Raw genomic sequence first — 22,626 nt, forward strand, 5'->3', positions numbered from 1 at the left:
CTGAAGATGTGAATCGATGTTTCACTTCTTGCCGTGCCCTACCGCCGCACCCCCAGAGTGCAGGAACGCCTGGACGCCCAGCGCGAGACGATCGTGATCGCCGCGATGGAGCAACTGGCCGAGCGCGGGTACGCCGGGTGTTCCGTCGCTGCGGTCGCCGAGCGGGCCGGGATCGCGGTGGGCACGGTGTACCGCCACTTCCCCACCAAGGCCGAGTTGGTCGTGCGGGTGTTCCGGCAGGTCGTGTCGCGGGAGGTGGAGGCGGTGCGCGCGGCGGCGCAGCGGCCGGGTGACGCGGCTGAGCGGGTGGTCGCGGTGTTCGAGACGTTCTCGGCGCGGGCGTTGAAGGCTCCGCGGCTGGCGTACGCGCTGCTGGCCGAGCCGGTGGACGCGTCGATCGATGCGGAACGGCTGGAGTTCCGGCGGGCCTTCCGGGATGTGGTGGCGGAGCACGTCGCCGCCGGGGTGCGGGCCGGGGCGCTGCCCGCGCAGGACGCGAAGATCACCGCGGCCGCGCTGGTGGGCGCGGCCGCCGAAGTGCTGATCGGCCCGCTGACCAGCGGTGGAACCACTGATGTCGTCGAGTTGCGCACGTTTGTCGTGCGGTCCTTGGGAGGTCCGGATGTCCGTCACGCATGAGGTCACCAACCAGGTGCCACCGTTGGTCTACGACGTCGCGGACGATCCGGCGCTGCTGGCGGCGCTGAGCCGCGCGGGCGCCGGGTGGGCGGCCGGTGAGGTGCACGAGCTGGGCCGGCTGGCCGGTGGTGAGCAGGCGCAGGAGTGGGGCCGGATCGTCAACGAGAACGAGCCGGTGCTGCGCACGCACGACCGTCGCGGGCACCGGATCGACGAGGTGGAGTTCCACCCGCACTGGCACGACCTGATGCGGGTGGCGGTGTCGCACGGTTTGCAGGCGGCGCCGTGGCGGGACGGCCGGGCGGGGGCGCACGCGGCGCGGGCGGCGAAGCTGTACGTGTGGGGGCAGGTGGAGGCCGGGCACACGTGCCCGATTTCGATGACCTACGCGGCGGTGCCGGCGTTGCGGGCGACGCCGGAGCTGGCGCAGCGGTACGAGCCGCTGCTGGCGTCGACGGAGTACGACTTCGGGTTGCGGGAGCCGGGTACCAAGCGCGGGTTGATCGCGGGCATGTCGATGACCGAGAAGCAGGGTGGGTCGGATGTGCGGGCGAACACGACGACGGCGCGGCCGGCGGGTGACGGCAGCTTCCGGCTGGTGGGTCACAAGTGGTTCACCTCGGCGCCGATGTCGGACCTGTTCCTGACCTTGGCGCAGGCGCCGGGTGGGTTGTCGTGCTTCCTGCTCCCCCGGGTCCTGCCGGACGGCAGCCGGAACCCGATCCGGTTGCAGCGGTTGAAGGACAAGCTGGGCAACCGGTCGAACGCGTCTTCGGAGCTCGAGTACGAGGACGCGGTGGGCTGGCTGGTCGGTGCGGAGGGCCGTGGGGTCCGGACGATCATCGAGATGGTGAACAACACGCGCCTGGACTGTGCCCTGGGCAGCGCTTCGGGGATGCGGCTGGGTGCGGTGCGGGCGGTGCACCACGCGTCGCACCGGCAGGCGTTCGGGAAGGCGCTGGTGGAGCAGCCGTTGATGGCGAACGTGCTGGCCGACCTGGTGGTGGAGGCGGATGCGGCGACGACGGTGGCGATGCGGCTGGCGGCGGCGGGTGATCGGGTGGGTGACGAGCAGGAGCAGGCGTTCCGGCGGCTGGGGCTGGCGGTGACGAAGTACTGGGTGTGCAAGCGGGCGCCGGCGCACGCGGCGGAGGCGTTGGAGTGCTTCGGGGGCAACGGGTACGTCGAGGAGTCGGGGATGCCGCGGTTGTACCGGGAGGCGCCGTTGATGTCGATCTGGGAGGGCTCGGGCAACGTGGCGGCGCTGGACGCGTTGCGGGCGATGGCGCGGCAGCCGGAGTCGGTGGCGGCGTTCTTCGGGGAGGTCGAGCTGGCTTCGGGTGGGGATGCGCGGCTGGACGACGCGGTGGGCCGGTTGAAGCGGGAGCTGTCCGATGTGGATGACCTCGAGTTCCGGGCGCGGCGGGTGGTGGAGTCGATGGCGCTGGTGTTGCAGGGTTCGCTGCTGGTGCGGGACGGGGACCCGGCGGTGGCGGACGCGTTCTGCGCGTCGCGGTTCGCCGGTGACTGGGGTCTCGCGTACGGCACGCTGCCGCCGGGGACGGACACTTCGGCGATCCTCGGGCGGGCCCGGGTGTAGTCCGGGCGTTTCGCGGACGGGCCGGGGGTGCGGGGAATCGGGGGTGCGGGGAATACGGTCTGCGGTCATGACTGATTTCCTGTCCGAGACGCGGACCGCGTACGACACCGTGGCCGCGGGCTACGCCGAGACCTTGCGCGGCCGGCTGGCCGGCAGCCCGTGGGACCGGGCGATGCTCGATGCGTTCGCGGAGCTGGTCGGCCCGGCCGGTCCGGTGGGTGACCTGGGCTGCGGTCCGGGGCGGATCACGGGTTATCTGGCGGCGCGGGGGCTGGACGTGTTCGGGGTGGACCTCTCCCCCGGCATGGTCGAGGTCGCGCGGCGCGAGCATCCCGGGCTGGTGTTCGAGGTGGGTTCGCTGCTGGGGTTGGGGCAGGCGGATGCTTCGCTGGCCGGTGCGCTGGTGTGGTATTCGATCATCCACACGCCGCCGGCCCGGCAGCCGGAGGTGTTCGCGGAGCTGGCGCGGGTGCTGGTGCCGGGTGGGCGGGTGCTGCTGGCGTTCCAGGTGGGTGACGAGGTGCGGCGCATCGAGCGGGGGTATGGGCACGAGGGTCTTTCGCTCGTGGCGTACCGGTTGCGGCCGGAGTCGGTCGAGCAGTGGGCGGTGGCCGCCGGGTTCACGGTGGAGTCGCGGATGGTGCGGGCGCCGGAGCCGCCGTCCGAGCGCACTCCGCAGGCGTATGTGGTGGTGCGGAAGGGGCTCGGTTCCTCGTCAGCGCGTCAGTGAGGGAAGGGCGTCGAGGCTGGAGCGCACTGCCTCGGCGCCGTACTCGAACATCTGGCGCTCGTAGTGCTCGACCGCGCCCAGCCGGTCCTGGGGTGTCGCGATCAGGCAGCGGCGCAGGACGTCGGCGTCGCGCAGGGCGGTGTTCGCGCCGTTGCCGCCGGTGGGTGAGGTGGCGTGGATGGCGTCGCCGAGCAGGGTGACCGGCCCGGGGGTCCAGCGTTCGCGGGGCTCGACCACGCGGATGGACAGCAGCGTGCTGTGGTCGGCGTCGGCCTGTTCGATCAGGGCCCGCAGGTCCGGGTGCCAGCCTTCGGTCCTCGACAGCACGGCTTCCTGCGGGGTCATCCCGTCGAGCGAGCCCGCCGGCGGCAGCACCATCGCCCAGCGGATGTAGTCGCCGACGTCGGGCAGCGTCACCTCGGGCGCCAGCGTTTCCGCCGCTTCCCGGGGCGGGGTGCGGAACTGCATGGCGCCGAGCAGCAGGCTCACCCCGTCGCCGGTGATCTTCGAGCCCAGCGCCGGTTCCAGTGAGGCGAACTGCCCGGTCAACGGTGTGCGGCCGATGACGAACCGGACTCCGGTGTCGGTCGGGCGCGTCTGCGGAGAGAGCGTGGCGCGGACCGCGGAGGTGATGCCGTCCGCCCCGACGAGCAGGTCGGCGGTGACCGGGTCACGGTGGGTGAAGCGGGCTTCGACCCGGCCGTCGTCCCGCGGTTCGTAGCCGGTCAGCGCGGCGCCGGTGTGTACGGGGAGCCCGGTCAGCAGCAGGTGCCGGAGTACGTGCCGGTCGGCCACGATCCCGGTCCGGACCTGGCCCAGCTCGCCGATCGGGTTGAGCTGGGGGTCGAGGATGAGCCGCCCGGCGCGGGCGTCGCCGAGGATCGCGTCCAGCAGCCGGTGCCAGCGCGGGGGCAGGCAGCCGCGCAACGCCTCGAGGCCGGCCGGGCTCAGCATGAGCCGGTAGCCCTGGAACCGGGCCGTGATCGCCGGGTCCCGCTCGTACACGTCGATGTCGATCCCGGCTTGGCGCAGGCCCTGCGCCAGGCACAGGCCCCCGAGTCCGGCTCCGCTGATCGTTACTCGCATGACAACCTCCTGGTTTAGGTAACGAACAATGTTCTATATTACGAACACCGTTCGCGTCAACCCAGGGTGGGCAGAGGCGAAACCCGGGCGATCACCCGGCTGCTCCCGGTCCCGACCACCGGCGCGGTCGCGGAAATCCGCTCAGCGGCGCGGCACCGGGGTGAACGCCGCGAGGTCCGGCAACGGCGGCCGCGCCCGGGCGTAGGCCTGCGCGGCCGAGACCCCCTCCGGTGGACGCGAGGTGCGCCGGCCCAGCTCGTCGAGCACCTCCCGCTCGGCGCGGCCCCGCATCAGCAGCAGCACGAACGGGTCCGCGTCCAGCAGCCACGACACCTGCAACGACAGCGCCGCGGCGTGCCGGCACGGCAGCTCCCAGCCCGGGCAGTCGCACTCCGGGTCGAGGTCGCCGAGGCCGGGCAGCAGGCCCACGTCGTCGGCCAGCTCCGGCGGCAGTTCGCGGTCCAGCAGCGCGGCCAGGTGCGCCGCGCGGTCCGCGGCCCGGCCGAGCAGCCGGTTCCAGTCCGCTGTGGACAGTTCGGCCAGCCGCAGGGCGGTGCGGTACGGGCCGCCGTCGGCGTCCTCCACCGTCGCGGCGATCCGCCCCGGGCCGACCGCGATCGGCCCGACCAGCCCCGCCGCCGCGAACTGCCGGCCGCGCCGCAGCGGCCGCCGGTCCAGTGCCGTGTCCTCCATCGCCCGTTGCCACGCGCGGCCCCACCAGGACCGGGCGAACGGGCCCCGTCCGGCGCGGGCCGGGAACGCTGGGAAGCCCCGCACCCGCTCGCTCATCCGCGCCGCCCCAGCGTGACCAGTTCCGCCAGCTCGGCGTCGGACAGCTCGGTGAACGCCGCCTCGCCCCCGGAGAGCACCGCGTCGGCCAGTGCCCGCTTCTCTCGCAGCATCACCGCGATCCGGTCTTCGATCGTGCCTTCGGCGATCAGGCGGTGCACCTGGACCGGGCGGGTCTGCCCGATCCGGTGCGCCCGGTCGGTCGCCTGGTCCTCCACCGCCGGGTTCCACCAGCGGTCGTAGTGCACGACGTGATCGGCCCGGGTGAGGGTGAGCCCGGTGCCGACGGCCTTGAGCGAGAGCAGGAACACCGGCACGGCCCCGTCCTGGAACCGGCGGACCAGCTCCTCCCGCCTTCGCACCAGCGTGCCGCCGTGCAGGAGCTGGGTGGCGACGCCGCGGGCGGCCAGGTGGCGCTCCAGCAGGCGGGCCATCGCCACGTACTGGGTGAACACCAGCACCGAGCTGCCCTCGGCGAGGACGGTGTCCAGCAGCTCGTCGAGCAGCTCCAGCTTCCCCGAGCGCCCGGGCAACGGCGCGTCCTCGCCTTCGCCGAGGTAGTGGGCCGGGTGGTTGCAGATCTGCTTGAGCGCGGTGAGCAGCTTGACGATCCGGCCGCGCCGCGCCATCCCGTCGCTCGCGCCCACCTCGGCCAGCAGCTCCCGCACCGCCGCCTCGTAGAGCGCGGCCTGCTCGGTGGTCAGCGGCACCGGCCGGTCGGTCTCGGTCTTGGCCGGCAGCTCGGGCGCGATCCCGGGGTCGGACTTGCGCCGTCGCAGCAGGAACGGCCGCAGCAGGCGGGAAAGCCGCTCCGCCGGCGCCGGGTCGCCCCCGGACTCGACGCGTTGGGCCCATCGGGCCCGGAATTCCGCGTGGGAGCCGAGCAGGCCCGGCGTCGTCCAGTCGAGGATTGCCCACAGCTCCGAGAGCGTGTTCTCCACCGGGGTTCCGGTGAGCGCGACGCGGGCCGCGGATTTCAGTTCCCGCAACGCTTTCGCCGTCTCCGAGCGGGAGTTCTTCACGTGCTGGGCCTCGTCGGCCACCAGCAGGTCCCAGTCGATCCCGGCCAGCGGGCCGGGGTCCGAGCGCAGGGTGCCGTAGGTGGTGAGGACGAACCCGGCGAGGTCGTCCAGCGAGCGTTCGCCACCGTGGAAGCGGCGCACGGGGGTGCCGGGTGCGAACCGGCGGATCTCTGCCTCCCAGGTGCCCAGCAGCGAGGCCGGGCCGACCACCAGCGTCGGGCCGCCGCGGTGGTCCGGATGGCGGTGCAGGTGCAGCGCGATGAGCGTGACGGTCTTGCCGAGGCCCATGTCGTCGGCCAGGCAGCCGCCCAGCCCGAGCGAGGTCAGGGTGCTCAGCCAGCGCAGTCCGCGCAGCTGGTAGTCCCGCAGCGTCGCGGCCAGTCCGGGCGGCTGCTCCCCCGGCTCGGGAGCCCGGGAGAGCTGTTCGCGCACCGCCTCCAGCCAGCCTTCGGTGATGACCTCCACCGGTCGGCCGTCGGCTTCGGTGGTCCCGGTCAGCACCGCGCCGAGTGCGCCGACCGCGGTGAGCGGCTCGAGCGTCCGCTGCCGGGCCCGGTCCGCCGACACCGGGTCGAGCAGCACCCAGCGGTCGCGCAGCCGGACCACCGGACGCCGCGCCTGGGCCAGCTCGTCCAGCTCGGCCGCGGTCAGCGCCGCGCCGCCGAGCGCGAGCTGCCAGTCGAACTCCAGCACCCGGCCGCCGCCGAAGAACGACGGCAGATCGCCGGGCGCGTCCCCGGCGGCCACCACCGCCCGAGCGCTCAGTCCGGTCAGCTCCGCGGGCCAGTGCACGGCGATGCCCGCCTCGGCTAGCCGCTGCGTGCCGCCCGACAACAGCTCCCGGACCTCTTCGTCGCCCAGCGGCAGGTCCGACGGCACCGCGGCCGACAGCAACGGCGCCAGGGCCGGCCACGCCTGCGCACCGCGGCGCAGCGTGAGCACCACCTCGTGGCGGGTCTCCTGGTCGCCGGACTCCCACAGCCGCGTGGCGTCCACCAGCGGTTTCGCCCCGCCGTGCACCTGCACGACCGCGCGGAACCGGCCGCCGGCCAGGTCGTCCGCCTCCACCCGCAATGACACCCGGGACGCCAGGCCCGCGACTTCGCCGAGGAACCGCAGCAGCAACGGGTACGGCTCGGGCAGCCGGGTGTCGTCGCCCGGGACCGGTGCGGCGTGGGCGTGTGGTGGCATGGCGTCGGCCAGTGCGCGCAGCCAGCGCTCCTCGGCCGGCTCCAGCGGGCCCGTCCACCCGGCCGCGCGCAGCCGCCTTCCGGCTTCCGCGGCGACAGCCCAGAATTCGGCCGACGCGTCGCCATCCGGCCGCACCGCTTCCGTGACGGGCATCCGGCGTGCGGGCACCTCGCGGACCCCGTCGGGCAGCACCACCCGCACCGTCCCGGCGGCACCAGGACCGCCGGGGTCCCCGCCGTCCGGACACCAGAAGACGAACTGACCCGGTTCCACGACCACGGCCTTCAGCCGGCCCACCCCCACCATCTCCGTACGCTGTACCTCGAACGTACCAGAACTATGTACAACGTACGAGGAAATGGCGGAAGCGGACATGAGCACCGAGCACACCGGCGCCGGTGATCCCCGGCGGACGATCGAGCTGCTCTGGGGCGTGCCCGGTCCGCCGCGGCGCGGACCGAAGCCCAAGCTCGCGGTGGCCGACGTGGTCACCGCCGCGATCCGGCTCGCCGACCGCGACGACCTGGAGGCGGTCACCATGCGCCGGGTCGCCGAAGAGCTGGGCGTCGCCCCGATGTCGCTCTACACCTACGTGCCCAGCCACGCCGAGCTGATCGACCTGATGCTCGACCGCGCCCACGGCGAGTTGCCCGGCGAACTGCCCGCCACCGGCTGGCGCGACGCGCTCACCGCCGTCGCCGAGGACCTCTGGCGGCTCTACCACCGGCACCCGTGGCTGCTGCAGGTCACCACCGGACGGCCGCCGCTCGGGCCGAACACCTTCGCCAAGTACGAACGCGAGCTGACCGCGCTCGACGGTCTCGGCCTCGACGACCTCGAACTCGACGCGGTGGTCAGCCTGCTCACCGGGTTCGTCCGCGGCGCCGCCCGCGGCTCGGTCGACGCCGCGGGCGTGGTCCGCCGCAGCGGCCTCACCGACGGCCGGTGGTGGGAGCTCAGCGCCCCGGTCCTGGCCGGGATCCCGGCCGCCGCACCGGAAAACTACCCCCGCGCGAGCCGCGTCGGCACCTCGGCCGGGCAGGCCTACGGCGCCGCGGGCAACCCCGAGCACCACTTCCGGTTCGGCCTCGCCCGCATCCTCGACGGTGTCGGGCAGCTCGTCGGCCGGGGCTGACCGGCCCGGAACTGTCGGTCCCCCGCGCTAGGTTCTCGGTGGGTGCCGGGCTCCCGTCGTGCCACCGGTCGAGGGGCACGGTCCGGCACCGCAAGGGGGCAGCGGTGTCGGAAGTGGACGGACCCGGGGGCGACCCGTGACCGCGCAGGCGTTCGGCCAGGGCCCGGTGGTAACCACGCGCATCCGGTTCACCAGGGCCCGGGCTCGGAAGGCGACCGGGGTACAGGTGTCTTCGCCGCGACCACTCCAGGTTAGCGACGGCGGCACCCAGCTCGGCGAAAGCCCGCCCCCGGGCGCCCAGCGCGCACCGACGACCTCGTCGTGCTCGACCACACCGAACCGAGCGGGCCGTCAGCCCCGCATCACCCCGCCGCCAGCGGCGGCACCGAAGTCCGTCCCGTGCCGGGACCGAGCGCCGAGGAGAACCATGCCATCCTTCGTGGACCGCCCCGCCCAGCGCTACGCCGGGTTCCGCGACACCGTCACCGCCGAAGGCCTGCCCGAGGTCGCCCACCGCATCGGCGCCATCGTCGGCGCGCTCGCGCAGCGGGGCGTCACCCCCGCCGGAGCGCCGTTCTTCCGCTACCTCTCGGTCGGGGCCCGGCTGACCGTGGAGGCCGGCGTCCCGACCGAGGGACCGGTGGACCTCGGCGAGGAGTACTTCACCGACGTCGTCCCCGGCGGCCGGTACGCCACGAGCACCCACCACGGCGCACCGGACGGCCTCCACGCCGCCACCGCCGCCCTGCTGGAATGGGGCGAGCGGCAGGGCGTGCGCTGGGACCGGGCCGAAACCCCGGACGGCGAACGCTGGGGCGCCCGCCTCGAGGTCTACCGGACCGATCCCCGCGAGGAGCCCGACGCGGCGAAATGGGAGACCGACCTGTGCTTTCGCCTCGCCGGCTGACCGCGCCGGCCTCCCCGGAGGTCAGGGCGCGACGCGCAGGACGAGCTTGCCCCGCGTCCGGCCGAGCTCCCCCTGGGTGTGGGCCTGCGCGGCCTGCTCCAGCGGGAAGACCTGCTCGACCTCCACGCTCACCTCGCCGCCGTCGATCAGCTCGGCGATCCGGGTGAGGGCCGGGCCGTCGGGCTCGACCAGGAAGGCGCTGGTGCGCATCCCCCGGGACTCGGCGGCGTCGCGGAGCTCGGGCGAGACGCCGGCCGGCACGGCGACGACCAGGCCACCGGGGCGCAGCACGTCGAGCGAGCGGAGACTGGTGTCCCCGCCGACGAGGTCGATGACCACGTCGATCTCCTTGGCGGCGTCTTCGAACCGGACCGCGGTGTAGTCGATCAGCTCGTCGGCGCCGAGCGAGGTGAGCCACTCGTGGCGGGCACCGCTGGCGGTGCCGATGACGTGGGCGCCCAGGTGCTTGGCGAACTGCACGGCGAAGTGCCCGACCCCGCCGGCGGCGGCGTGGATCAGCACGCGCTGGCCGGACCGCACCCCGGCGGTGTCCACCAGGGCCTGCCACGCGGTGAGGGCCGCCAGCGGCACCGCGGCCGCCTGCTCGTGGCTGAGGCTCGCCGGCTTGCGGGCGAACTGGCGCGAGGGGGCGGTGACGAACTCGGCGTAGGCCCCGGCCGCGCGCGGGAACCACGGCATCCCGTAGACCTCGTCGCCGGCCTTGAGCGTGCTCACCCCGAACCCGACCTCTTCGACGACACCGGACACATCCCACCCCACCGTCACCGGCGGCTCGCCGAGCACCCCGGCCATGCCGGTGCCGCCGCGGGTCTTCCAGTCGACCGGGTTGACCCCGGCCGCGTGCACCCGCACCAGCACCTCGGTCGGCACCGGCTCGGGCCGGGGCACTTCCTCCACCCGCAGGACCTCCGGGCCGCCGAAGCCGTGCTGCACGACCGCGCGCATCGAGGACATGAATCTTCTCCCTTGTGCTCACCTGCTCCGGAGGGCTCTGTTGGCGTCCCTCCGGCTGATGCGGCGACCGTATCCCCAGAGGGGTGGTTACCATCAAGGGAGAGTACTTCCCGATGGGAAGCATGCAGGTGAGATCGCACGACCGAGGAGCGCGGATGACCACCCACTGCCTGACCGGGCTGCACGAGCACCACGACGTGTACTCGGCCCAGTGCCCGTGCCGCGCCCTGCTGGACCTGCTGGCCAACAAGTGGTCGGCCCTGGCCATCGGCGCGCTGGAAGACGGCCCGCAACGGTTCGGCGCCCTGCAGCGGCTGCTCAAGGGCGTCAGCCCGAAGGTGCTCACCCAGACTCTGCGGCGCCTGGAGGACACGGGGATCGTCGACCGCACCATCTACCCCGCGGTGCCCCTGCACGTCGAGTACGCCCTGACCGACCTCGGCCACAGCGCCGCCGTCCCGCTCGGACTGCTGCGGTCCTGGGTGGAGGAGAACATCGACAGGGTCGCCGGCGTGCCGGGGTGGTAGACCGGGCCCAGCACCCCTGAGCCGGTCTTCGACGGGGCCCGTCACCCGGCCCGACCTGCGGTGCTGTCCGCCAGGGGTTGTCCACTGCCGCCGCGATCCATGGCCGCCATCACCGGCAGTCCGCTCTGCGCTTGAAGTCTTCGCCGCCCCGTACCCCACGCGGGGCGGCGAAGACTTCAAGCGGCCACGTGGTCCACGAAGCCGTAGGCCAGCGCCTCTTCGGCGTCGAACCAGCGGTCGCGGTCCGCGTCGGCGGTGATGCGCTCGACCGTCTGCCCGGTCTGGCGCGCGGTGATCTCGGCCATCCGCCGCTTCATCTTCCCGAACACCTCGGCCTGGATCGCGATGTCGCTCGCCGCCCCGGAGATCCCCGCCGACGGCTGGTGCATCACCAGCCGCGTGCTCGGCAGCAGGAACCGCTTGCCGCGGGCGCCCGAGGACAGCAGGAACTGCCCCATCGAAGCGACGAACCCCATGCCCCAGGTCGCCACGTCCGGCTTCACCAGCTGCATCGTGTCGTAGATCGCCATCCCCGCGGTGACCGAGCCGCCGGGCGAGTTGATGTAGAACGTGATGTCCCGCTCGGCGTCGTCGGCCGCGAGCAGGAGCAGCTGCGCGGTGATCCGGTTCGCCACCTCGTCGGTCACCTCCGTGCCGAGGAACACGATCCGGTCCCGCAGCAACTGCTCGTACACCGACTCGTTCGGCGACTGCCCACCCTGGACCTGCATCTCGGCTGCCACGCTCATCCTGTGCTCCTGCCTGCGTCCGGAATTCCCCCGCCGGAACCGAACCGTAGGGCGTCCGCGCCCGCCGCGGTGGGCCCGTTCGCTCACGGCGTGCGGGGTTCGCTCCTGGCGATCAGCAGATCCAGGCGACCCCCGGGCCGCTCCGTCCCCGAGTCGTCCTGGGCGTCGCTTCCCGCTTAAGCGGGAAGATTTGCCATCATGAACCGGTGGACGAACTGGGGCCGACGACCCGCGTGATGCACGCGATGGAGCAGCTCTGGGCCGAGATCCGGCGCCGGCACCCGGACGTGCCCGACGCCATCCTGGTGCTCGCCTCCGGGACGATGGGCACCACCACCGAGATCCACGGCCACTTCGCGCGGTCGCGCTGGCACGTCGGGGCCGGGCGCGAACCACGGGCCGAATTCTTCCTCGGCGCCGAGGGGCTGCGCCGGCCCGCCGCCGCGATCCTCGGCACCACCCTGCACGAGGCGGCCCACGGCCTGGCCGCGACCCGCGACATCGTCGACGTGAGCGACGGGCGCTACCACAACAAGAAGTTCGCCGCCCTGGCCCGTGAGCTGGGGGTCGAGGCCGAACCGGCCGAGCGGATCGGCTGGTCGGTCACCACCGCGCTGCCCGAGACCGTGGCCTCCTACCGGGCACGGCTGGCGGTGCTGGAGAACGCGCTGAAGATCTGGCGCCACACCGAAACCGAGGTCGCGCAGCGGGCCCAGGGCCGCACCGAGCCGTCGCCGGGTGATCACGGCGAACCGGTCCCGCCGGCTCCGGTGAACGTCGCCCCGGTCGACGGCCGCGGTGCCCACCGCGGCGGTGCCAACTACTTCGCCGCCGTCTGCCGGTGCGCGAAGCCCCGGCGGATCCGGGCGGCGCTGTCGGTGTTCGACCTCGGCGAGATCACGTGCGGGGTGTGCGGCGAGGCGTTCAGCGTGGTGGGGAGTCAGATCCTCCCTCGCTCCGGTGAGTGAGCAGCTCGGCCAGCAGCGCGCCGCGAAGGTCACGGTCCTCGGCGGGCTCGGCCAGCGCCAGCCGGTGGACGCGGGACAGCTTGTCGCGCAGAGCGTCCAGTTCGTGGGTGTGCCGGGAGTGGCTCTCGGTCAGCCGGTCGGCCAGGACGGCGACCCGGCGGCGCTGCTCGGCCACCGTCTCCGCGGCGGCCGCCGATGCGATGTGGTGCTCGCGTTCCCGGGCTTCACGGCCGGCCTCCAGCTCCCCGGCCCGCGTCCGGGCCTCAGCCAGCGCCGCGGTGGACTGCGTGAGCTGGGCGGTCAGTGAATCGCGGGTCTCCTCGGCGCGAGTGCGCGCCTGGTCGAGGACGGTGAGCGCCGCGTCGCGTTCGGCGGTGCGGACCGCGAACTGTTCGGAACGCTCAGCCAGCTCCGCGGTGAGGCGGTCCGCACGGGCTCGTTCGGCGCGGAACTCCTCTGCGCCGCGGTCGGCGCGCTCGACGGCCGTGGCCGCCACAGCCTCGGCCCGCGCCTGAGCCAACTCGGCGGCCTTGCGCGTGGTGATCGCCTCGGCCGCGCGGGCGTCCGCGGCCATGGCCAGTTCCTGTTGCCGGTGTGCGTGGTCCTCGGCGGCATTGACGGCTTGCTCCGCTTCAGCGCTACGGGTATCGGCTGCCTGCCGCAACCCATCCGCCTCGAGCGCGCGCTGCTCCGCCGTTTCGGCGCGGGTGAGCGCGGCGGCGACCTCGTCCTGCGCGCGGGCGGCGACGCTGTCCAGCGCGTTGCGCAAGGTCTGCAACGGCTCCCCCAGCCCCACGGCCGCGCGGGTGAACTCGGCGGCGGCCTCCTTCAGACCCGCGTGCGACACGGCGTCGCCCAGTGCGTCCCGCAACGCCTGATCCGCCGCGGCGAGCTGTTTGCAGGTCCGATCGCCGGGCCACCGCCGGTCCGGGCAGAACTCGAACGGCCGCCCACCTCGCGGTCCCGGCGGCGGCAACGGCGCGCGGCACTCCCGGAACCCGCACAGCGCGGTGGCAGCGGTGGGCCGTTCGTCGAGGGCAGCTTGTTCAGGCACTTTTTCAGCGTACTGGATCGGTTGTATAACCTAAAACCAAGGTTGCGGTAATAAAACTAGAACACAACTCAGCTACAGAACAGAGCTTTTGTTGCTAAGATAGGCGGGGTTGGATTCGATCGACGCAGAGTGATGAGGTTGACGCCGGTGAGTGAGATCGCGGGGTCGAGCGGGCGGCCTTCGGTGGGGTCGAAAACTGGGTGCCCCCCGGTGGACCGTCGTTCGGCGCCGCGGACGCAGCCCGGCGACGACGAGGCCGGGCCGTTCGCGGACGAGGGGCACGGCGTCGGTGGCAGGGACGGCGCAGGCGGGGCGGGTAGCGGGGCTGGGGGTGCCCTGTCGGCGGATGTGGTGGCGTGGCCGGGGGTGGCTGATCCCGCCCGGTTGCTCGGAGCGATCGCCGACTGGCTGACCGGGTACGGGAACCAGGCCACCCGTCGCACCTACGCCGAGGGGCTCGGGTTGCCGGTCTCGGCCGCGGATCTCGCCGGGTGGGCTCGACCCGGGCTCAGGGCTTCCGCACGAGCAGGCCAGGACGAGCCGGTCGTGGCAACGGCAGAGCGGCGAACCAGCGACGAGCCGGGTCGGACAGCCCGGGAAGAAGCCTGGAGCGCTCGGGAGGCTTGGGCTACCGCGATCTTCGAGTACGCCGAGGCGCTGCACCTGAAGTCCGTCGCGGTGACGGCCCCCGCAGCGGCAGCCGATCCGTTCGGCCCGGGGGCGATCACGCCCGGATTCGCAACCCACGACCCGCGGACGACCTGCTCCGCAGCCACGACCGAGCCCCCAGCCGCGGAGGACCCCGCCCGGGCGGCGAAACCCGGCTCGACCTCGCACGCCCGGCCGCCGCGAACCCGCACCGCTCCCCCGCCGGCCGCGCGTGGCCGGTTGCGCGCGCACCACTGGTTCCGCTGGTGCGCCTCCCGGCACCTCGACCCGGTCACAGCCACCTCCGCCCACGTCAAGGGCTGGCTCGACGACCTCGCCACCGCCGGGGCGGCGCCCGCGACCCGGGACCGGATGCTCGCGACCGTCAAAGCGCTCTACGGCTACCTCGCCGATCTCGGGCTCGTCGCCGGAAACCCCGCGGCTCTCAACCGGCGGCGGCTCGGGCTCGCAGTGGCCGCGGCCGGCACCTCGGGCACCGTCACGCTCACCACGCGGCAGGTCCGCGCGCTCTACACCGCGGCGGGGGCGCGACGCCGCGGAGCCGGCCCGCTCGACTCCGCGCGGGCGGTGGCCGTGGTCGCGCTGTTCACGCTTGGGCTCCGGGTGAGCGAGCTGTGCGACCTCGACCGCGCGGACCTGCACGTCACGCGCGGGCGGCGGGCGCTGCGGGTGCTCGGCAAGGGCGGTAAGACCCGTGTCGTCTACCTCAGCGTCCCGGCCGAGAACGCGCTCACCGCCTACCTCTGCGCGCGCGACGAAGCAGCCGCCTCACGCGAGACGGCCGTGGTGCGCCGGATCCCGCAGCCCGGGCCGCAGTCGCCGTTGATCGAGACGCGGACCGGGCGGCGGTTCCAGCGGCAGGCGATCTGGCAGCTGCTGCGACGGCTGACCGTCGCGGGCGGGCCGGAGCTGGCGCCGATCGCCGGGGCGATGCACCCGCACGCGCTGCGGCACTTCTACGTCACCACGGCGGTCGAGGCCGGGGCCCAGCTGGTCCACGTCCAGGCCGATGTCGGGCACAGCAGCATCGACACCACCCAGCAGACCTACGACCACGCCGCCCGCGCGCCCGAGCGCAGCGCCGTCGACCTCGTCGCGAGCAGCTGGTTCCCCGAAGACGCCTGAGCCCGCGGGCGGCCAGTACGATGCGCGGAGCCGCCCCAGCCGCAGGAGTGAACCAGTGCCCGAAACCGCCGCCCTGAAGGCGGACTGCGCGAGCTGCTTCGGGCTCTGTTGCGTCGCCCTCACCTTCACCCGCTCGGCCGACTTCGCGATCGACAAGGCCGCCGGCGACCCGTGCCCCAACCTCCAGCCGGACTTCGGCTGCGGCATCCACGACCGGCTGCGGCCACGCGGGTTCCCCGGCTGCTCGGTCTACGACTGCTTCGGCGCCGGGCAGCGGATCTCGCAGGTCACCTTCGGCGGGCGCAGCTGGCGCGACGAACCCGCGACGGCGCGGCCGATGTTCGCGGCCCTGCCGGTGATGCGGCAGCTGCACGAACTGCTCGCCTACCTCACCGAGGCCCGCGGTCTCGAGGCCGCGGGCGAGCTGCACGGCGACCTCGAAGCCGCGTTCGAGGAGACCGATCGGCTGGCCGCGAGCGATCCCGGCGAGCTGCTGCAGGTCGACGTCGGCGAGCAGCGCGGACGGGTGAACGCGCTGCTCCTGCGCACGAGCGAGCTCGCGCGCGCCGCCGTCCCCGGCAAGAAGAAGGACCGCCGCGGAGCCGACCTGATCGGCGCGAAGCTCAAGGACGCCGACCTCCGGGGCGCGAACCTGCGCGGCGCCTACCTGATCGCGGCCGACCTGCGGGACGCCGATCTGCGGCTGGCCGACCTGATCGGCGCCGATCTGCGGGATGCGGACCTGCGCGGGACCGACCTCACCGGCAGCCTGTTCCTCACCCAGTCGCAGGTCAACGCGGCGCGGGGCGACGCCGCGACGAAGCTGCCGTCCGGCCGGTCACGCCCCTCGCACTGGTGACAGACGTTCGGCCGCCACCTCGCGGAACGCGGCCACCAGCGGGCTGAAGTCGTCTTCGCGGACGGCCACCACCACGTCGCTCGGCTCGACGCCGCGCAGCGGGACCGTGGTGAGCCCGGCCCGCACCCCGGTCGCGTAGAGCGCGGCCGGGACGATCGACACGGCCTGACCGGCGGCGATGTGCTCGATCTTGTCCTCCAGGCTCTCCACCAGCGGCCCGTCCGGCGCGGCGTGGCCACCCGGCCGTGGGTCCACGCGCCAGTACGCGTCGTACGCCGCATCCCGGAACCGCGGCATCGGTTCGCCTTCGAGGTCGTCGAGCGTGACCGAATCCCGGCCCGCCAGCCGGTGCCCGACCGGGACGAGCAGCACCCGGGGCTCGTCGTACAGCTTCGTCACCACCAGCCCGGACGGGACCAGCGGCCGCCGGGTGACCACCGCGTCGGCCCGCCGGTCGAGCAGGGCCGCCCTGGCCCCGTTCCAGTCCAGGTGCAAGGTCTGCACCTCGGCCTCGGGGTGCCGGTGACGAAGCTGCCGCACGGCCGGGGTGACGATCAGGCCCGCGGTGTAACCGACGGTGATCCGGCCCGGCCTCGACGCGGCCCGGGCCACGGCCGTGGCCTCTTCGGCCGAACGCAGCAGCTGGTGCGCTCGGGGCAGGAAGGCCGCGCCCGCCTCGGTGAGCCGGGTGCCCTGCCGCGTGCGGTCGAGCAGCCGCGCACCCACCAGGGCTTCGAGCCGGCTGATCTGCCGGCTCAGCGAAGGTTGCGCGATCCGCAGCTCGGCGGCGGCCCGGCCGTAGTGCAGGTGTGACGCGACGGAGGTGAAGTACCGCACCAGCCGAAGGTCCAGGTCGGTCATGCCCCGAGCGTATTACCTGGTCCGGATCCGGTCTTTGATCACCGGGGGCGACCGGTCCTAGCGTGGGATCCATGCTTGCTGACCAGGAGATCAACGAAATCGCGGTCCGCCGCTTCTACCAGGCCCTCACCACCGGTGAGCTGACGCTGGCCGACGAAGCCCTCGCCGCGGATTGGGAGAGCTTCCCGCCGCTGCGCACCGGCACCGGCCCGGACGGCTGGAAGGGCACCATCACGCACCTGCGCGGGGCCTTCAGCGAACTGACCGCGGAGATCCAGGACGTGGTGGTGAGCGGCGACCGGGTGGCGGTGCGGTCGGTCACCCGCGCCCGGCACACCGGCGAGCTGCTCGACGTCGCGGGAACCGGCGGCGAGGTCGAGTTCCGGGCGGCCGACTTCCACCGGCTGGCCGGCGGCCGCATCACGCAGACCTGGCACCTGGAGGACTACTTCGGGCTCGCGCGCCAGCTCGGGCTGGAGTTCACCCGTGGCGCTTGAGGGGAAGACGGCGGTGGTCACCGGAGCGGCCCGGGGCCTCGGCCGCGCCTACTGCCGGCGGCTGGCCGAAGAGGGCGCGAAAGTCGTCGCGGTCGACATCACCGAGCCGGCGGACACCGTCGGCGAGCTGAGCGGGAGCGGCCACCTGGGCCTGGTCGGCGACGTCAGCGATCCCGCGCAGGTCGACGCCGTGGCCGCCACCGTCCTCGACCGGTACGGACGCTGCGACATCCTGGTCAACAACGCCGGCATCTTCCCGTTCGCCGGCCTCGACGAGCTGACCATCGGCCGGTGGCGCCGGGTGCAGGCGGTCAACGTCGAGTCGATCCTGCTCTTCACCCAGGCGTTCGCGCCGGGGATGCGGGCCGCCGGCTGGGGCCGCGTGGTCAACACCGGCTCGGGCATCACGCTCACGCCGAACCGCGATCTCGCGTACCTGACCAGCAAAGGCACCGTGCACGCGCTGACCCGGGCGCTGGCCAACGAACTCGGCGGCAGCGGCATCACGGTCAACGCGATCGCGCCCGGGCTGGTCGCGACCGAGGGCTTCCTGGGCCGCACCCGGCCCACCGGCCCGTCCACCGGCGAGATCATCGCCCGGGTGAGCGCCACGCAGACCATCCCGCGCCCGTCCGTCCCGGCCGACCTCGCCGGCGCGCTGGCCTTCCTGGTCTCCGAAGACGCCTCCTTCGTGACCGCCCAGATCCTGCACGTCGACGGCGGTGTCACCCGGACCGGAGCCTGACCGAGCGATCCGCGCGCCTCCGGCCACACCGCCTGGATCGGAGCCCGGAGGATCCGCGCTCGGCAAGCGGTTACCCGGCGACCGGCCGGGTCGCGCCGACCACCACGCCGTTCACGCGGGCGAGCCAGCTTCCGCAGAGACAGCGGACGTAGTCGGCGCGGCGGCCGGGCGAGCCGGGGACGGTCGCGGACGCGGGCAGCTCGGCCAGGGGCCAGCCGCAGCGGGGACAGCGGTTTTCTTCCATGCCCCGAGTCTGGTGTAATGATTCAGTGCACTTCAACCCTTACGGCGGCGCGGGCGCGCAGGTGGCCGCCGACCTGGCCACCCTGAGCCTGCGCGAAGACGCGGGCGCCGCCGAAGTGCTGGCCGTGACGCGCGAGCACGCGATGTCGGTGACCGAGCTGACCGACGGCGAGGCGGCCCTGGTCCTGCACTGGAGCCGGCGGCTGTGGCAGGTGTTCGGGGCCGCGCCGCAGGAGCGCGTCGGGCTGGTGAACGACCTGCTCACCACGGCGGCCTGCCGGCCCTACATTTCGTGCCACGACGGCAAACCGCCGCACCTGCACTACTCCAGCCCCGGCGCCGGCGGGGTCGAGCGGGTGTACGGCTACACCGCGGGCGGGCTGGCGCACCTGGTCTGCGAGGAACCCGATCGGCTGGGACTGTGCGCCCGGGAGGGGTGTGGGGTCGCCTACGTCGACACCTCGCGCAACGGCCGGCGCCGGTACTGCTCGACCCGCTGCGGGACCCGGGTCGCCGTCGCCGGGCACCGGGCCCGCCGCAGCGGCGCCTGACCCGCGATCTGTCCACACTGGACGCGGAGGCGGTTGGGCGCGCGCCCGGCCGCCTCCGCGCTCCTGGGCTCGTCCGGTCAGGCCCCGGCCCCGCCGTCGACCGGGATGACCGCGCCGGTCACGAACGAGGCGCGGTCGCTGAGCAGCCACGCCGCCGCTTCGGCGACCTCGCGGGGCTCCGCCATCCGGCCGAGCGGGGTCGAGGTGGTGATGCGCTCGACGACGCCCGGGGTGGCCGCCTCCCAGGCGTCGATCATCTCCGTGGCGGTGCCACCGGGGGTGAGGGCGTTGACCCGGATGCCGTCCGCGGCCCAGCTCACCGCGGCGGATTCGGTGATGCTGTTGAGCGCGCGCTTCATCGCGCCGTACGCGGGCAGGGCGGGGTTCGCGCGACGGCTGCCGATGCTCGAGGTGTTGACGATCGCGCCGCCGCCGGTGCGGCGCATGATCGCGGCTTCGGCCCGCATGGCGGTCCAGTGCGCGCGGAAGTTGACGGCGAACTGCTCGTCCAGGTCCTCGTCGGCGGTGGCGTCGATCGGGCCGGGCCGCTGTTGCCCCGTTCCGCCGTTGTTGAAGGCGCCGTCGAGCCGTCCGTGCAGTTGCCCGGCGCGGTCCACGGCGGCGCGGACGGCGTCCCGGTCGGCCAGGTCCAGGGCGACGGCATCGGCGACGCCCCCTTCGGCCCGGATCTCGCCGACGATGCGGTCGAGGGCACTGGTGGTGCGGGCGGCGAGCACGACGGAAGCGCCCTCCCGGGCGAAGAGCCGGGCCGCGGCCGCGCCGATGCCGCGGCTGGCGCCGGTGACGAACACGATCTTGCCGGCGAGCAGGCCGGCGGGGGTGCTGGTGGTGGTCATGCCCCCAGCGTCGCCGTCCGCCCCGGCCGGAGACAGGCCCAGGCGGTACCAGGGTCCGCCGCGGCCGGACGGGCACACTCGGGGGATGGACAAGCACGAGCTGGGGACGTTCCTGCGCAGTCGCCGCGAGCGGCTGCGGCCCGAGGACGTGGGCCTGCCCGCGGGCGCGCGGCGGCGGACGCCGGGTCTGCGCCGTGAGGAGGTCGCGGTGCTCGCGCACATTTCCACCGAGTACTACGTCCGGCTGGAACAGGGCCGAGCGCCCCGGCCGTCCGGGGAGGTCCTGGCCGGGATCGCCGGCGCGCTCCGGCTCACCGACGCCGAGTCCGGGCACCTGCACCTGCTCGCGGGCACCGCGCCGGCCCGCACCGGGCGCCACCGCCGTGACGTCCGGCCGAGCATCCTGACGCTCCTGGACCGGCTCCCCCAGACCGCCGGGTTCGTGACCTCGGCGATCTTCGAAGTGCTGGCGTGGAACGACCTCGCGGCCGCGCTGATGGAGGACTTCACCGCGCGGCCGGCCTCGGACCGCAACCTCGCGCGGAAGGCGTTCCTCCAGGCGACGCCCGACGCGCCGCTGTACGGCGTCTCCGACGCCACGGAGTTCCGGCAGCACGTGGTCATGGACCTGCGGGCCACCCTCGCCCGCTACCCCTGCGACCCCGCGGTGACCGGGCTGATCGGGGAGCTGCGCGACGGCAGTCCCGAATTCGCCCGGCTCTGGGAGCGGCACGACGTGCAGGCCGCGCCGATGCTGAGGAAGACCTTCCGGCATCCGGCCGTCGGAACGGTCACCGTCGACTGCGACGCGCTGGCCCTCACCGACCGCGACCAGCACCTCGTGCTCTACACCGCCCCGCCGGGCTCCCGGGACGCGGAGGCGCTGGCGCTGCTGAACGTGCTGGGCGCCGAGAGCCACCGCGTCTGACGCTCAGGAGCCGATCTGGCGGTGGATCCAGCCGGCCACGGTGTCGACGCGTGCGGTGTGCTCGATGCCCGGCTGGGGGCAGTCCGGCCCGGAGTTCTCGATCGCCACGAGCCGCCCGTGCTGGTCGCCGTCGGGAACGAAGTACGGCGAGCCCGAGTCGTCGGGGCACGGGCTGTTCTCGACCGTCCGCGGGACGGCCGGATCCAGCTCCAGCTCGTACTGCAGCACCTTCCGGACCGAGAACCGGCCTCGCTTGAGGTGGTCGGTCTGGACGGTGGAGGTGGCCGAGAGCGCGCCCCAGCCGGCGAAGGACAACGGCTCGCCGTCAGCGGGCGGCTCGTCCGGCAGGGTCAGCGGCCCGATGTCGGTGACCGGGGTGCTCAGCCGGGCCACCGCGAGATCGTTGTAGGGCGACTGGCGCACGTCCACCACCTGCACCAGGTGCCCGCGCGGGTCGTCGTCGGTCATCCGCCCGATGGCCACGTTCATGGTGAAGTCCGGCCGGCCGCCCCTGCGGGCCAGGTCGATGTCGTGGAAGCAGTGCCCGGCGGTGATGATCCAGTCCGGGGCGATCAGCGAGCCGCTGCAGCCGCCGTGGCGCCTCCCCCCGCCGGGCAGCGGGATGTCGGTCGAGCTGAGCTTCGCGGTGAACGGCAGCACGCGGGCGGGCAGCCCCGGGCCGGGATCGGGGCTGGAAACGGGGCCGGGCGCGGTGCTCACCGGCTGGGCGCTCTGCCCGGACGCCCCGGCGGACGCCGGGCGGGTGTTCACCGCTTCGACCTTCTGGATGCCGACGTAGGTACCGGCCAGGCCCGCGCCGACGACGACGGCGAGGGCCAGCGCACCGGGACGGGCCGGTCGCCGGGCAGAACGCATCTCCACGGTTACCCAGACGTGTGAGGGGACGCGAAGTTCACCCGATCGGCAGATCGTCGCCCGAACGGCCCCGGCGGCCTGGTTCAGCCGGAGGGGATCTCCGCGGAGTCGGTGAGCCGCAGCTTGCGGCGGGCACGCTGGAAGAACGTGGTCAGGCCGAGCCGCACGACCCGCGCCGCGCCGGGCCGGGAGCACAGGTCGATCCGCTCACCGGGCTCGACGTACCCGGCGACCTGGCCGTCCACCTCGACCGCGAGCCGGCCGCTGGCCGGCAGCACCTCGAGCGCCACGGTGTCGCGCACGGACAGCACCACCCCGCGGCTGTAGGCCGAGTGCGGCGCCGCCGGGGTGACCAGCAGAGCCTCCACGGCCGGGCTGGTGATCGGACCACCGGCGGAGAAACTGTACGCGGTCGAGCCGGTCGGGGTGGCCACGATCACCGCGTCGGCGGCGTAGCTGACGAAGGGCTGGTCGTTGACCCGCACCGCGACCACGGCGCTGCCCTCGCCCGGCACCCGGGCCACGGCGACGTCGTTGAACGCGGTCACGGTCTCGCCCCGCAGCGTCGCGTCGACGGCCAGCCGGGGCTCGACGGTGAAGTCCTGGCGGTCGATGGCCGAGAGGGCGGCGGACAGATCGGGCACGTCGACCTCGGCCAGGAAGCCCAGCTTGCCCAGGTTCACGCCCAGCACCGGGGCGCGCTGGCGGTCGGCCAGCCGCATGGCGCGCAGCATGGTCCCGTCGCCGCCGAGGCTGACCAGCAGGTCCGACCGCCGGCCCAGCTCGGCCGCGGTGACCGGCACGGCCGCGCAGTCCAGCCGGTCGATCTCGTCCGCGACGCCGAGGATCTCGATGCCCCGGCCGGTCGCCCAGCCGAGCACCGCGGCCACCGCCGCCGCCGAATCCCTGCGCGGGTGGAGCACCAGGCCTGCGGAGTGCATGGTCAACGGACCCCTTCACCAGGACCAACCGGAATGATCACGGCGCCAGTCTTCCCGCTGCGGCCCGGCTTGGCGAGCTCCGGGGACCGGTTCGGGCCTCGG

Annotated in this window: 24 protein-coding genes; 13 read left to right on the forward strand and 11 right to left on the reverse strand. The window is 73.8% G+C overall.

Annotated elements, in window-relative coordinates; translation table 11 throughout:
- Positions 1–33 precede the first annotated feature (33 nt).
- The 3 genes from NYF13_RS17875 (at position 34) to NYF13_RS17885 (ending at position 2,969) form a co-directional block, all read left to right on the forward strand.
- On the forward strand, positions 34–639 hold the full coding sequence (locus NYF13_RS17875) for a TetR/AcrR family transcriptional regulator (RefSeq protein WP_315658225.1): 606 nt from the start codon (positions 34–36) through the stop codon (positions 637–639).
- Complete coding sequence (locus tag NYF13_RS17880; protein ID WP_315658226.1) at positions 623–2,239, forward strand: acyl-CoA dehydrogenase family protein; 1,617 nt, start codon at positions 623–625, stop codon at positions 2,237–2,239. Before NYF13_RS17875 ends, NYF13_RS17880 begins: the two co-directional genes overlap by 17 nt.
- Positions 2,240–2,306: 67 nt before the next feature.
- A complete protein-coding gene (locus NYF13_RS17885) occupies positions 2,307–2,969 on the forward strand; it encodes a class I SAM-dependent methyltransferase (protein ID WP_315658227.1) in 663 nt (220 codons plus the stop codon).
- Here NYF13_RS17885 and NYF13_RS17890 read toward each other — a convergent pair.
- The 3 genes from NYF13_RS17890 to NYF13_RS17900 all read right to left on the reverse strand — a co-directional run bounded on the left by NYF13_RS17890 (position 2,955) and on the right by NYF13_RS17900 (position 7,210).
- Positions 2,955–4,055, reverse strand: coding sequence for an NAD(P)/FAD-dependent oxidoreductase (locus NYF13_RS17890; RefSeq protein ID WP_315658228.1), 1,101 nt, complete (start codon positions 4,053–4,055; stop codon positions 2,955–2,957). The genes NYF13_RS17885 and NYF13_RS17890 overlap by 15 nt on opposite strands.
- Positions 4,056–4,196: 141 nt before the next feature.
- Positions 4,197–4,844, reverse strand: coding sequence for an SWIM zinc finger family protein (locus NYF13_RS17895; protein ID WP_315658230.1), 648 nt, complete (start codon positions 4,842–4,844; stop codon positions 4,197–4,199).
- A complete protein-coding gene (locus NYF13_RS17900) occupies positions 4,841–7,210 on the reverse strand; it encodes a DEAD/DEAH box helicase (RefSeq protein ID WP_315660353.1) in 2,370 nt (789 codons plus the stop codon). Before NYF13_RS17900 ends, NYF13_RS17895 begins: the two co-directional genes overlap by 4 nt.
- 220 nt (positions 7,211–7,430) lie before the next feature.
- Between NYF13_RS17900 and NYF13_RS17905 the strand changes: the two genes are divergently transcribed.
- Positions 7,431–8,192 (forward strand): TetR/AcrR family transcriptional regulator, encoded by a 762-nt coding sequence (locus NYF13_RS17905; RefSeq protein WP_315658231.1) that lies wholly within the window; start codon positions 7,431–7,433, stop codon positions 8,190–8,192.
- A gap of 427 nt (positions 8,193–8,619) precedes the next feature.
- On the forward strand, positions 8,620–9,099 hold the full coding sequence (locus NYF13_RS17910; RefSeq protein ID WP_315658232.1) for a GyrI-like domain-containing protein: 480 nt from the start codon (positions 8,620–8,622) through the stop codon (positions 9,097–9,099).
- 21 nt (positions 9,100–9,120) lie between these two features.
- Here the strand turns inward: NYF13_RS17910 and NYF13_RS17915 are convergent, their stop codons facing one another.
- Positions 9,121–10,065, reverse strand: coding sequence for an NADP-dependent oxidoreductase (locus NYF13_RS17915; RefSeq protein ID WP_315660354.1), 945 nt, complete (start codon positions 10,063–10,065; stop codon positions 9,121–9,123).
- Positions 10,066–10,229: 164 nt separating this feature from the next.
- Between NYF13_RS17915 and NYF13_RS17920 the strand changes: the two genes are divergently transcribed.
- Positions 10,230–10,601: a helix-turn-helix domain-containing protein gene (locus NYF13_RS17920; protein ID WP_315658233.1), complete on the forward strand. Its 372-nt coding sequence runs from the start codon at positions 10,230–10,232 to the stop codon at positions 10,599–10,601.
- Positions 10,602–10,777: 176 nt separating this feature from the next.
- On the opposite strand, the gene NYF13_RS17925 is transcribed toward NYF13_RS17920, so the two are convergent.
- Positions 10,778–11,350: an ATP-dependent Clp protease proteolytic subunit gene (locus tag NYF13_RS17925; protein WP_315658234.1), complete on the reverse strand. Its 573-nt coding sequence runs from the start codon at positions 11,348–11,350 to the stop codon at positions 10,778–10,780.
- Positions 11,351–11,556: 206 nt separating this feature from the next.
- Between NYF13_RS17925 and NYF13_RS17930 the strand changes: the two genes are divergently transcribed.
- On the forward strand, positions 11,557–12,318 hold the full coding sequence (locus NYF13_RS17930) for a hypothetical protein (RefSeq protein WP_315658236.1): 762 nt from the start codon (positions 11,557–11,559) through the stop codon (positions 12,316–12,318).
- Here NYF13_RS17930 and NYF13_RS17935 read toward each other — a convergent pair.
- Positions 12,275–13,372 carry a response regulator receiver protein gene (locus tag NYF13_RS17935; protein ID WP_315658237.1) on the reverse strand — a complete coding sequence of 366 codons (1,098 nt, stop codon included), beginning with the start codon at positions 13,370–13,372 and terminating at the stop codon, positions 12,275–12,277. The genes NYF13_RS17930 and NYF13_RS17935 overlap by 44 nt on opposite strands.
- 210 nt (positions 13,373–13,582) lie before the next feature.
- Here NYF13_RS17935 and NYF13_RS17940 point away from each other — a divergent pair, with 210 nt between their 5' ends.
- A complete protein-coding gene (locus tag NYF13_RS17940) occupies positions 13,583–15,166 on the forward strand; it encodes a tyrosine-type recombinase/integrase (protein ID WP_315658238.1) in 1,584 nt (527 codons plus the stop codon).
- Between the two features lie 55 nt (positions 15,167–15,221).
- Entirely contained in the window at positions 15,222–16,025 is an 804-nt protein-coding gene (locus NYF13_RS17945; protein WP_315658239.1) for a pentapeptide repeat-containing protein, read from the forward strand.
- Here NYF13_RS17945 and NYF13_RS17950 read toward each other — a convergent pair.
- On the reverse strand, positions 16,005–16,886 hold the full coding sequence (locus NYF13_RS17950; protein ID WP_315658240.1) for a LysR substrate-binding domain-containing protein: 882 nt from the start codon (positions 16,884–16,886) through the stop codon (positions 16,005–16,007). The two genes, NYF13_RS17945 and NYF13_RS17950, sit on opposite strands and share 21 nt — an antisense overlap.
- A 71-nt stretch (positions 16,887–16,957) precedes the next feature.
- Here NYF13_RS17950 and NYF13_RS17955 point away from each other — a divergent pair, with 71 nt between their 5' ends.
- Both NYF13_RS17955 and NYF13_RS17960 read left to right on the forward strand, forming a co-directional pair.
- Positions 16,958–17,383 (forward strand): ester cyclase, encoded by a 426-nt coding sequence (locus NYF13_RS17955; RefSeq protein ID WP_315658242.1) that lies wholly within the window; start codon positions 16,958–16,960, stop codon positions 17,381–17,383.
- Positions 17,373–18,128, forward strand: a complete 756-nt coding sequence (locus NYF13_RS17960; RefSeq protein ID WP_315658244.1) for an SDR family NAD(P)-dependent oxidoreductase — start codon at positions 17,373–17,375, stop codon at positions 18,126–18,128. The genes NYF13_RS17955 and NYF13_RS17960 overlap by 11 nt, the downstream gene beginning before the upstream one ends.
- A gap of 70 nt (positions 18,129–18,198) precedes the next feature.
- Here NYF13_RS17960 and NYF13_RS17965 read toward each other — a convergent pair whose 3' ends face one another.
- Positions 18,199–18,372 carry a hypothetical protein gene (locus tag NYF13_RS17965; RefSeq protein ID WP_315658246.1) on the reverse strand — a complete coding sequence of 58 codons (174 nt, stop codon included), beginning with the start codon at positions 18,370–18,372 and terminating at the stop codon, positions 18,199–18,201.
- Positions 18,373–18,397: 25 nt separating this feature from the next.
- Here NYF13_RS17965 and NYF13_RS17970 point away from each other — a divergent pair, with 25 nt between their 5' ends.
- On the forward strand, positions 18,398–18,922 hold the full coding sequence (locus NYF13_RS17970) for a CGNR zinc finger domain-containing protein (protein ID WP_315658248.1): 525 nt from the start codon (positions 18,398–18,400) through the stop codon (positions 18,920–18,922).
- Positions 18,923–18,999: 77 nt separating this feature from the next.
- On the opposite strand, the gene NYF13_RS17975 is transcribed toward NYF13_RS17970, so the two are convergent.
- Complete coding sequence (locus NYF13_RS17975; protein WP_315658250.1) at positions 19,000–19,779, reverse strand: SDR family NAD(P)-dependent oxidoreductase; 780 nt, start codon at positions 19,777–19,779, stop codon at positions 19,000–19,002.
- Between the two features lie 85 nt (positions 19,780–19,864).
- On the opposite strand from NYF13_RS17975, the gene NYF13_RS17980 reads away from it, so the two are divergent.
- Entirely contained in the window at positions 19,865–20,707 is an 843-nt protein-coding gene (locus tag NYF13_RS17980) for a helix-turn-helix transcriptional regulator (RefSeq protein ID WP_315658251.1), read from the forward strand.
- 3 nt (positions 20,708–20,710) lie between these two features.
- On the opposite strand, the gene NYF13_RS17985 is transcribed toward NYF13_RS17980, so the two are convergent.
- Positions 20,711–21,583, reverse strand: coding sequence for a trypsin-like serine protease (locus tag NYF13_RS17985; protein ID WP_315658252.1), 873 nt, complete (start codon positions 21,581–21,583; stop codon positions 20,711–20,713).
- Positions 21,584–21,666: 83 nt separating this feature from the next.
- A complete protein-coding gene (locus tag NYF13_RS17990; RefSeq protein WP_315658253.1) occupies positions 21,667–22,524 on the reverse strand; it encodes an NAD(+)/NADH kinase in 858 nt (285 codons plus the stop codon).
- Between the last annotated feature and the right edge of the window lie 102 nt (positions 22,525–22,626).

It is taken from the genome of Amycolatopsis sp. PS_44_ISF1, assembly GCF_032335455.1.
GTDB lineage: Bacteria > Actinomycetota > Actinomycetes > Mycobacteriales > Pseudonocardiaceae > Amycolatopsis.

What these genes read in the sequence shown, in the direction of transcription:
- NYF13_RS17880 (WP_315658226.1), top strand. Translation starts at nt 623, where the DNA reads ATGTCCGTCACGCATGAGGTCACCAACCAGGTGCCACCGTTGGTCTAC.
- NYF13_RS17885 (WP_315658227.1), top strand. Translation starts at nt 2,307, where the DNA reads ATGACTGATTTCCTGTCCGAGACGCGGACCGCGTACGACACCGTGGCC.
- NYF13_RS17890 (WP_315658228.1), bottom strand. Translation starts at nt 4,055, where the DNA reads ATGCGAGTAACGATCAGCGGAGCCGGACTCGGGGGCCTGTGCCTGGCG.
- NYF13_RS17895 (WP_315658230.1), bottom strand. Translation starts at nt 4,844, where the DNA reads ATGAGCGAGCGGGTGCGGGGCTTCCCAGCGTTCCCGGCCCGCGCCGGA.
- NYF13_RS17900 (WP_315660353.1), bottom strand. Translation starts at nt 7,210, where the DNA reads ATGCCCGTCACGGAAGCGGTGCGGCCGGATGGCGACGCGTCGGCCGAA.
- NYF13_RS17905 (WP_315658231.1), top strand. Translation starts at nt 7,431, where the DNA reads ATGAGCACCGAGCACACCGGCGCCGGTGATCCCCGGCGGACGATCGAG.
- NYF13_RS17910 (WP_315658232.1), top strand. Translation starts at nt 8,620, where the DNA reads ATGCCATCCTTCGTGGACCGCCCCGCCCAGCGCTACGCCGGGTTCCGC.
- NYF13_RS17915 (WP_315660354.1), bottom strand. Translation starts at nt 10,065, where the DNA reads ATGCGCGCGGTCGTGCAGCACGGCTTCGGCGGCCCGGAGGTCCTGCGG.
- NYF13_RS17920 (WP_315658233.1), top strand. Translation starts at nt 10,230, where the DNA reads ATGACCACCCACTGCCTGACCGGGCTGCACGAGCACCACGACGTGTAC.
- NYF13_RS17925 (WP_315658234.1), bottom strand. Translation starts at nt 11,350, where the DNA reads ATGAGCGTGGCAGCCGAGATGCAGGTCCAGGGTGGGCAGTCGCCGAAC.
- NYF13_RS17950 (WP_315658240.1), bottom strand. Translation starts at nt 16,886, where the DNA reads ATGACCGACCTGGACCTTCGGCTGGTGCGGTACTTCACCTCCGTCGCG.
- NYF13_RS17955 (WP_315658242.1), top strand. Translation starts at nt 16,958, where the DNA reads ATGCTTGCTGACCAGGAGATCAACGAAATCGCGGTCCGCCGCTTCTAC.
- NYF13_RS17965 (WP_315658246.1), bottom strand. Translation starts at nt 18,372, where the DNA reads ATGGAAGAAAACCGCTGTCCCCGCTGCGGCTGGCCCCTGGCCGAGCTG.
- NYF13_RS17975 (WP_315658250.1), bottom strand. Translation starts at nt 19,779, where the DNA reads ATGACCACCACCAGCACCCCCGCCGGCCTGCTCGCCGGCAAGATCGTG.
- NYF13_RS17980 (WP_315658251.1), top strand. Translation starts at nt 19,865, where the DNA reads ATGGACAAGCACGAGCTGGGGACGTTCCTGCGCAGTCGCCGCGAGCGG.
- NYF13_RS17985 (WP_315658252.1), bottom strand. Translation starts at nt 21,583, where the DNA reads ATGCGTTCTGCCCGGCGACCGGCCCGTCCCGGTGCGCTGGCCCTCGCC.
- NYF13_RS17990 (WP_315658253.1), bottom strand. Translation starts at nt 22,524, where the DNA reads ATGCACTCCGCAGGCCTGGTGCTCCACCCGCGCAGGGATTCGGCGGCG.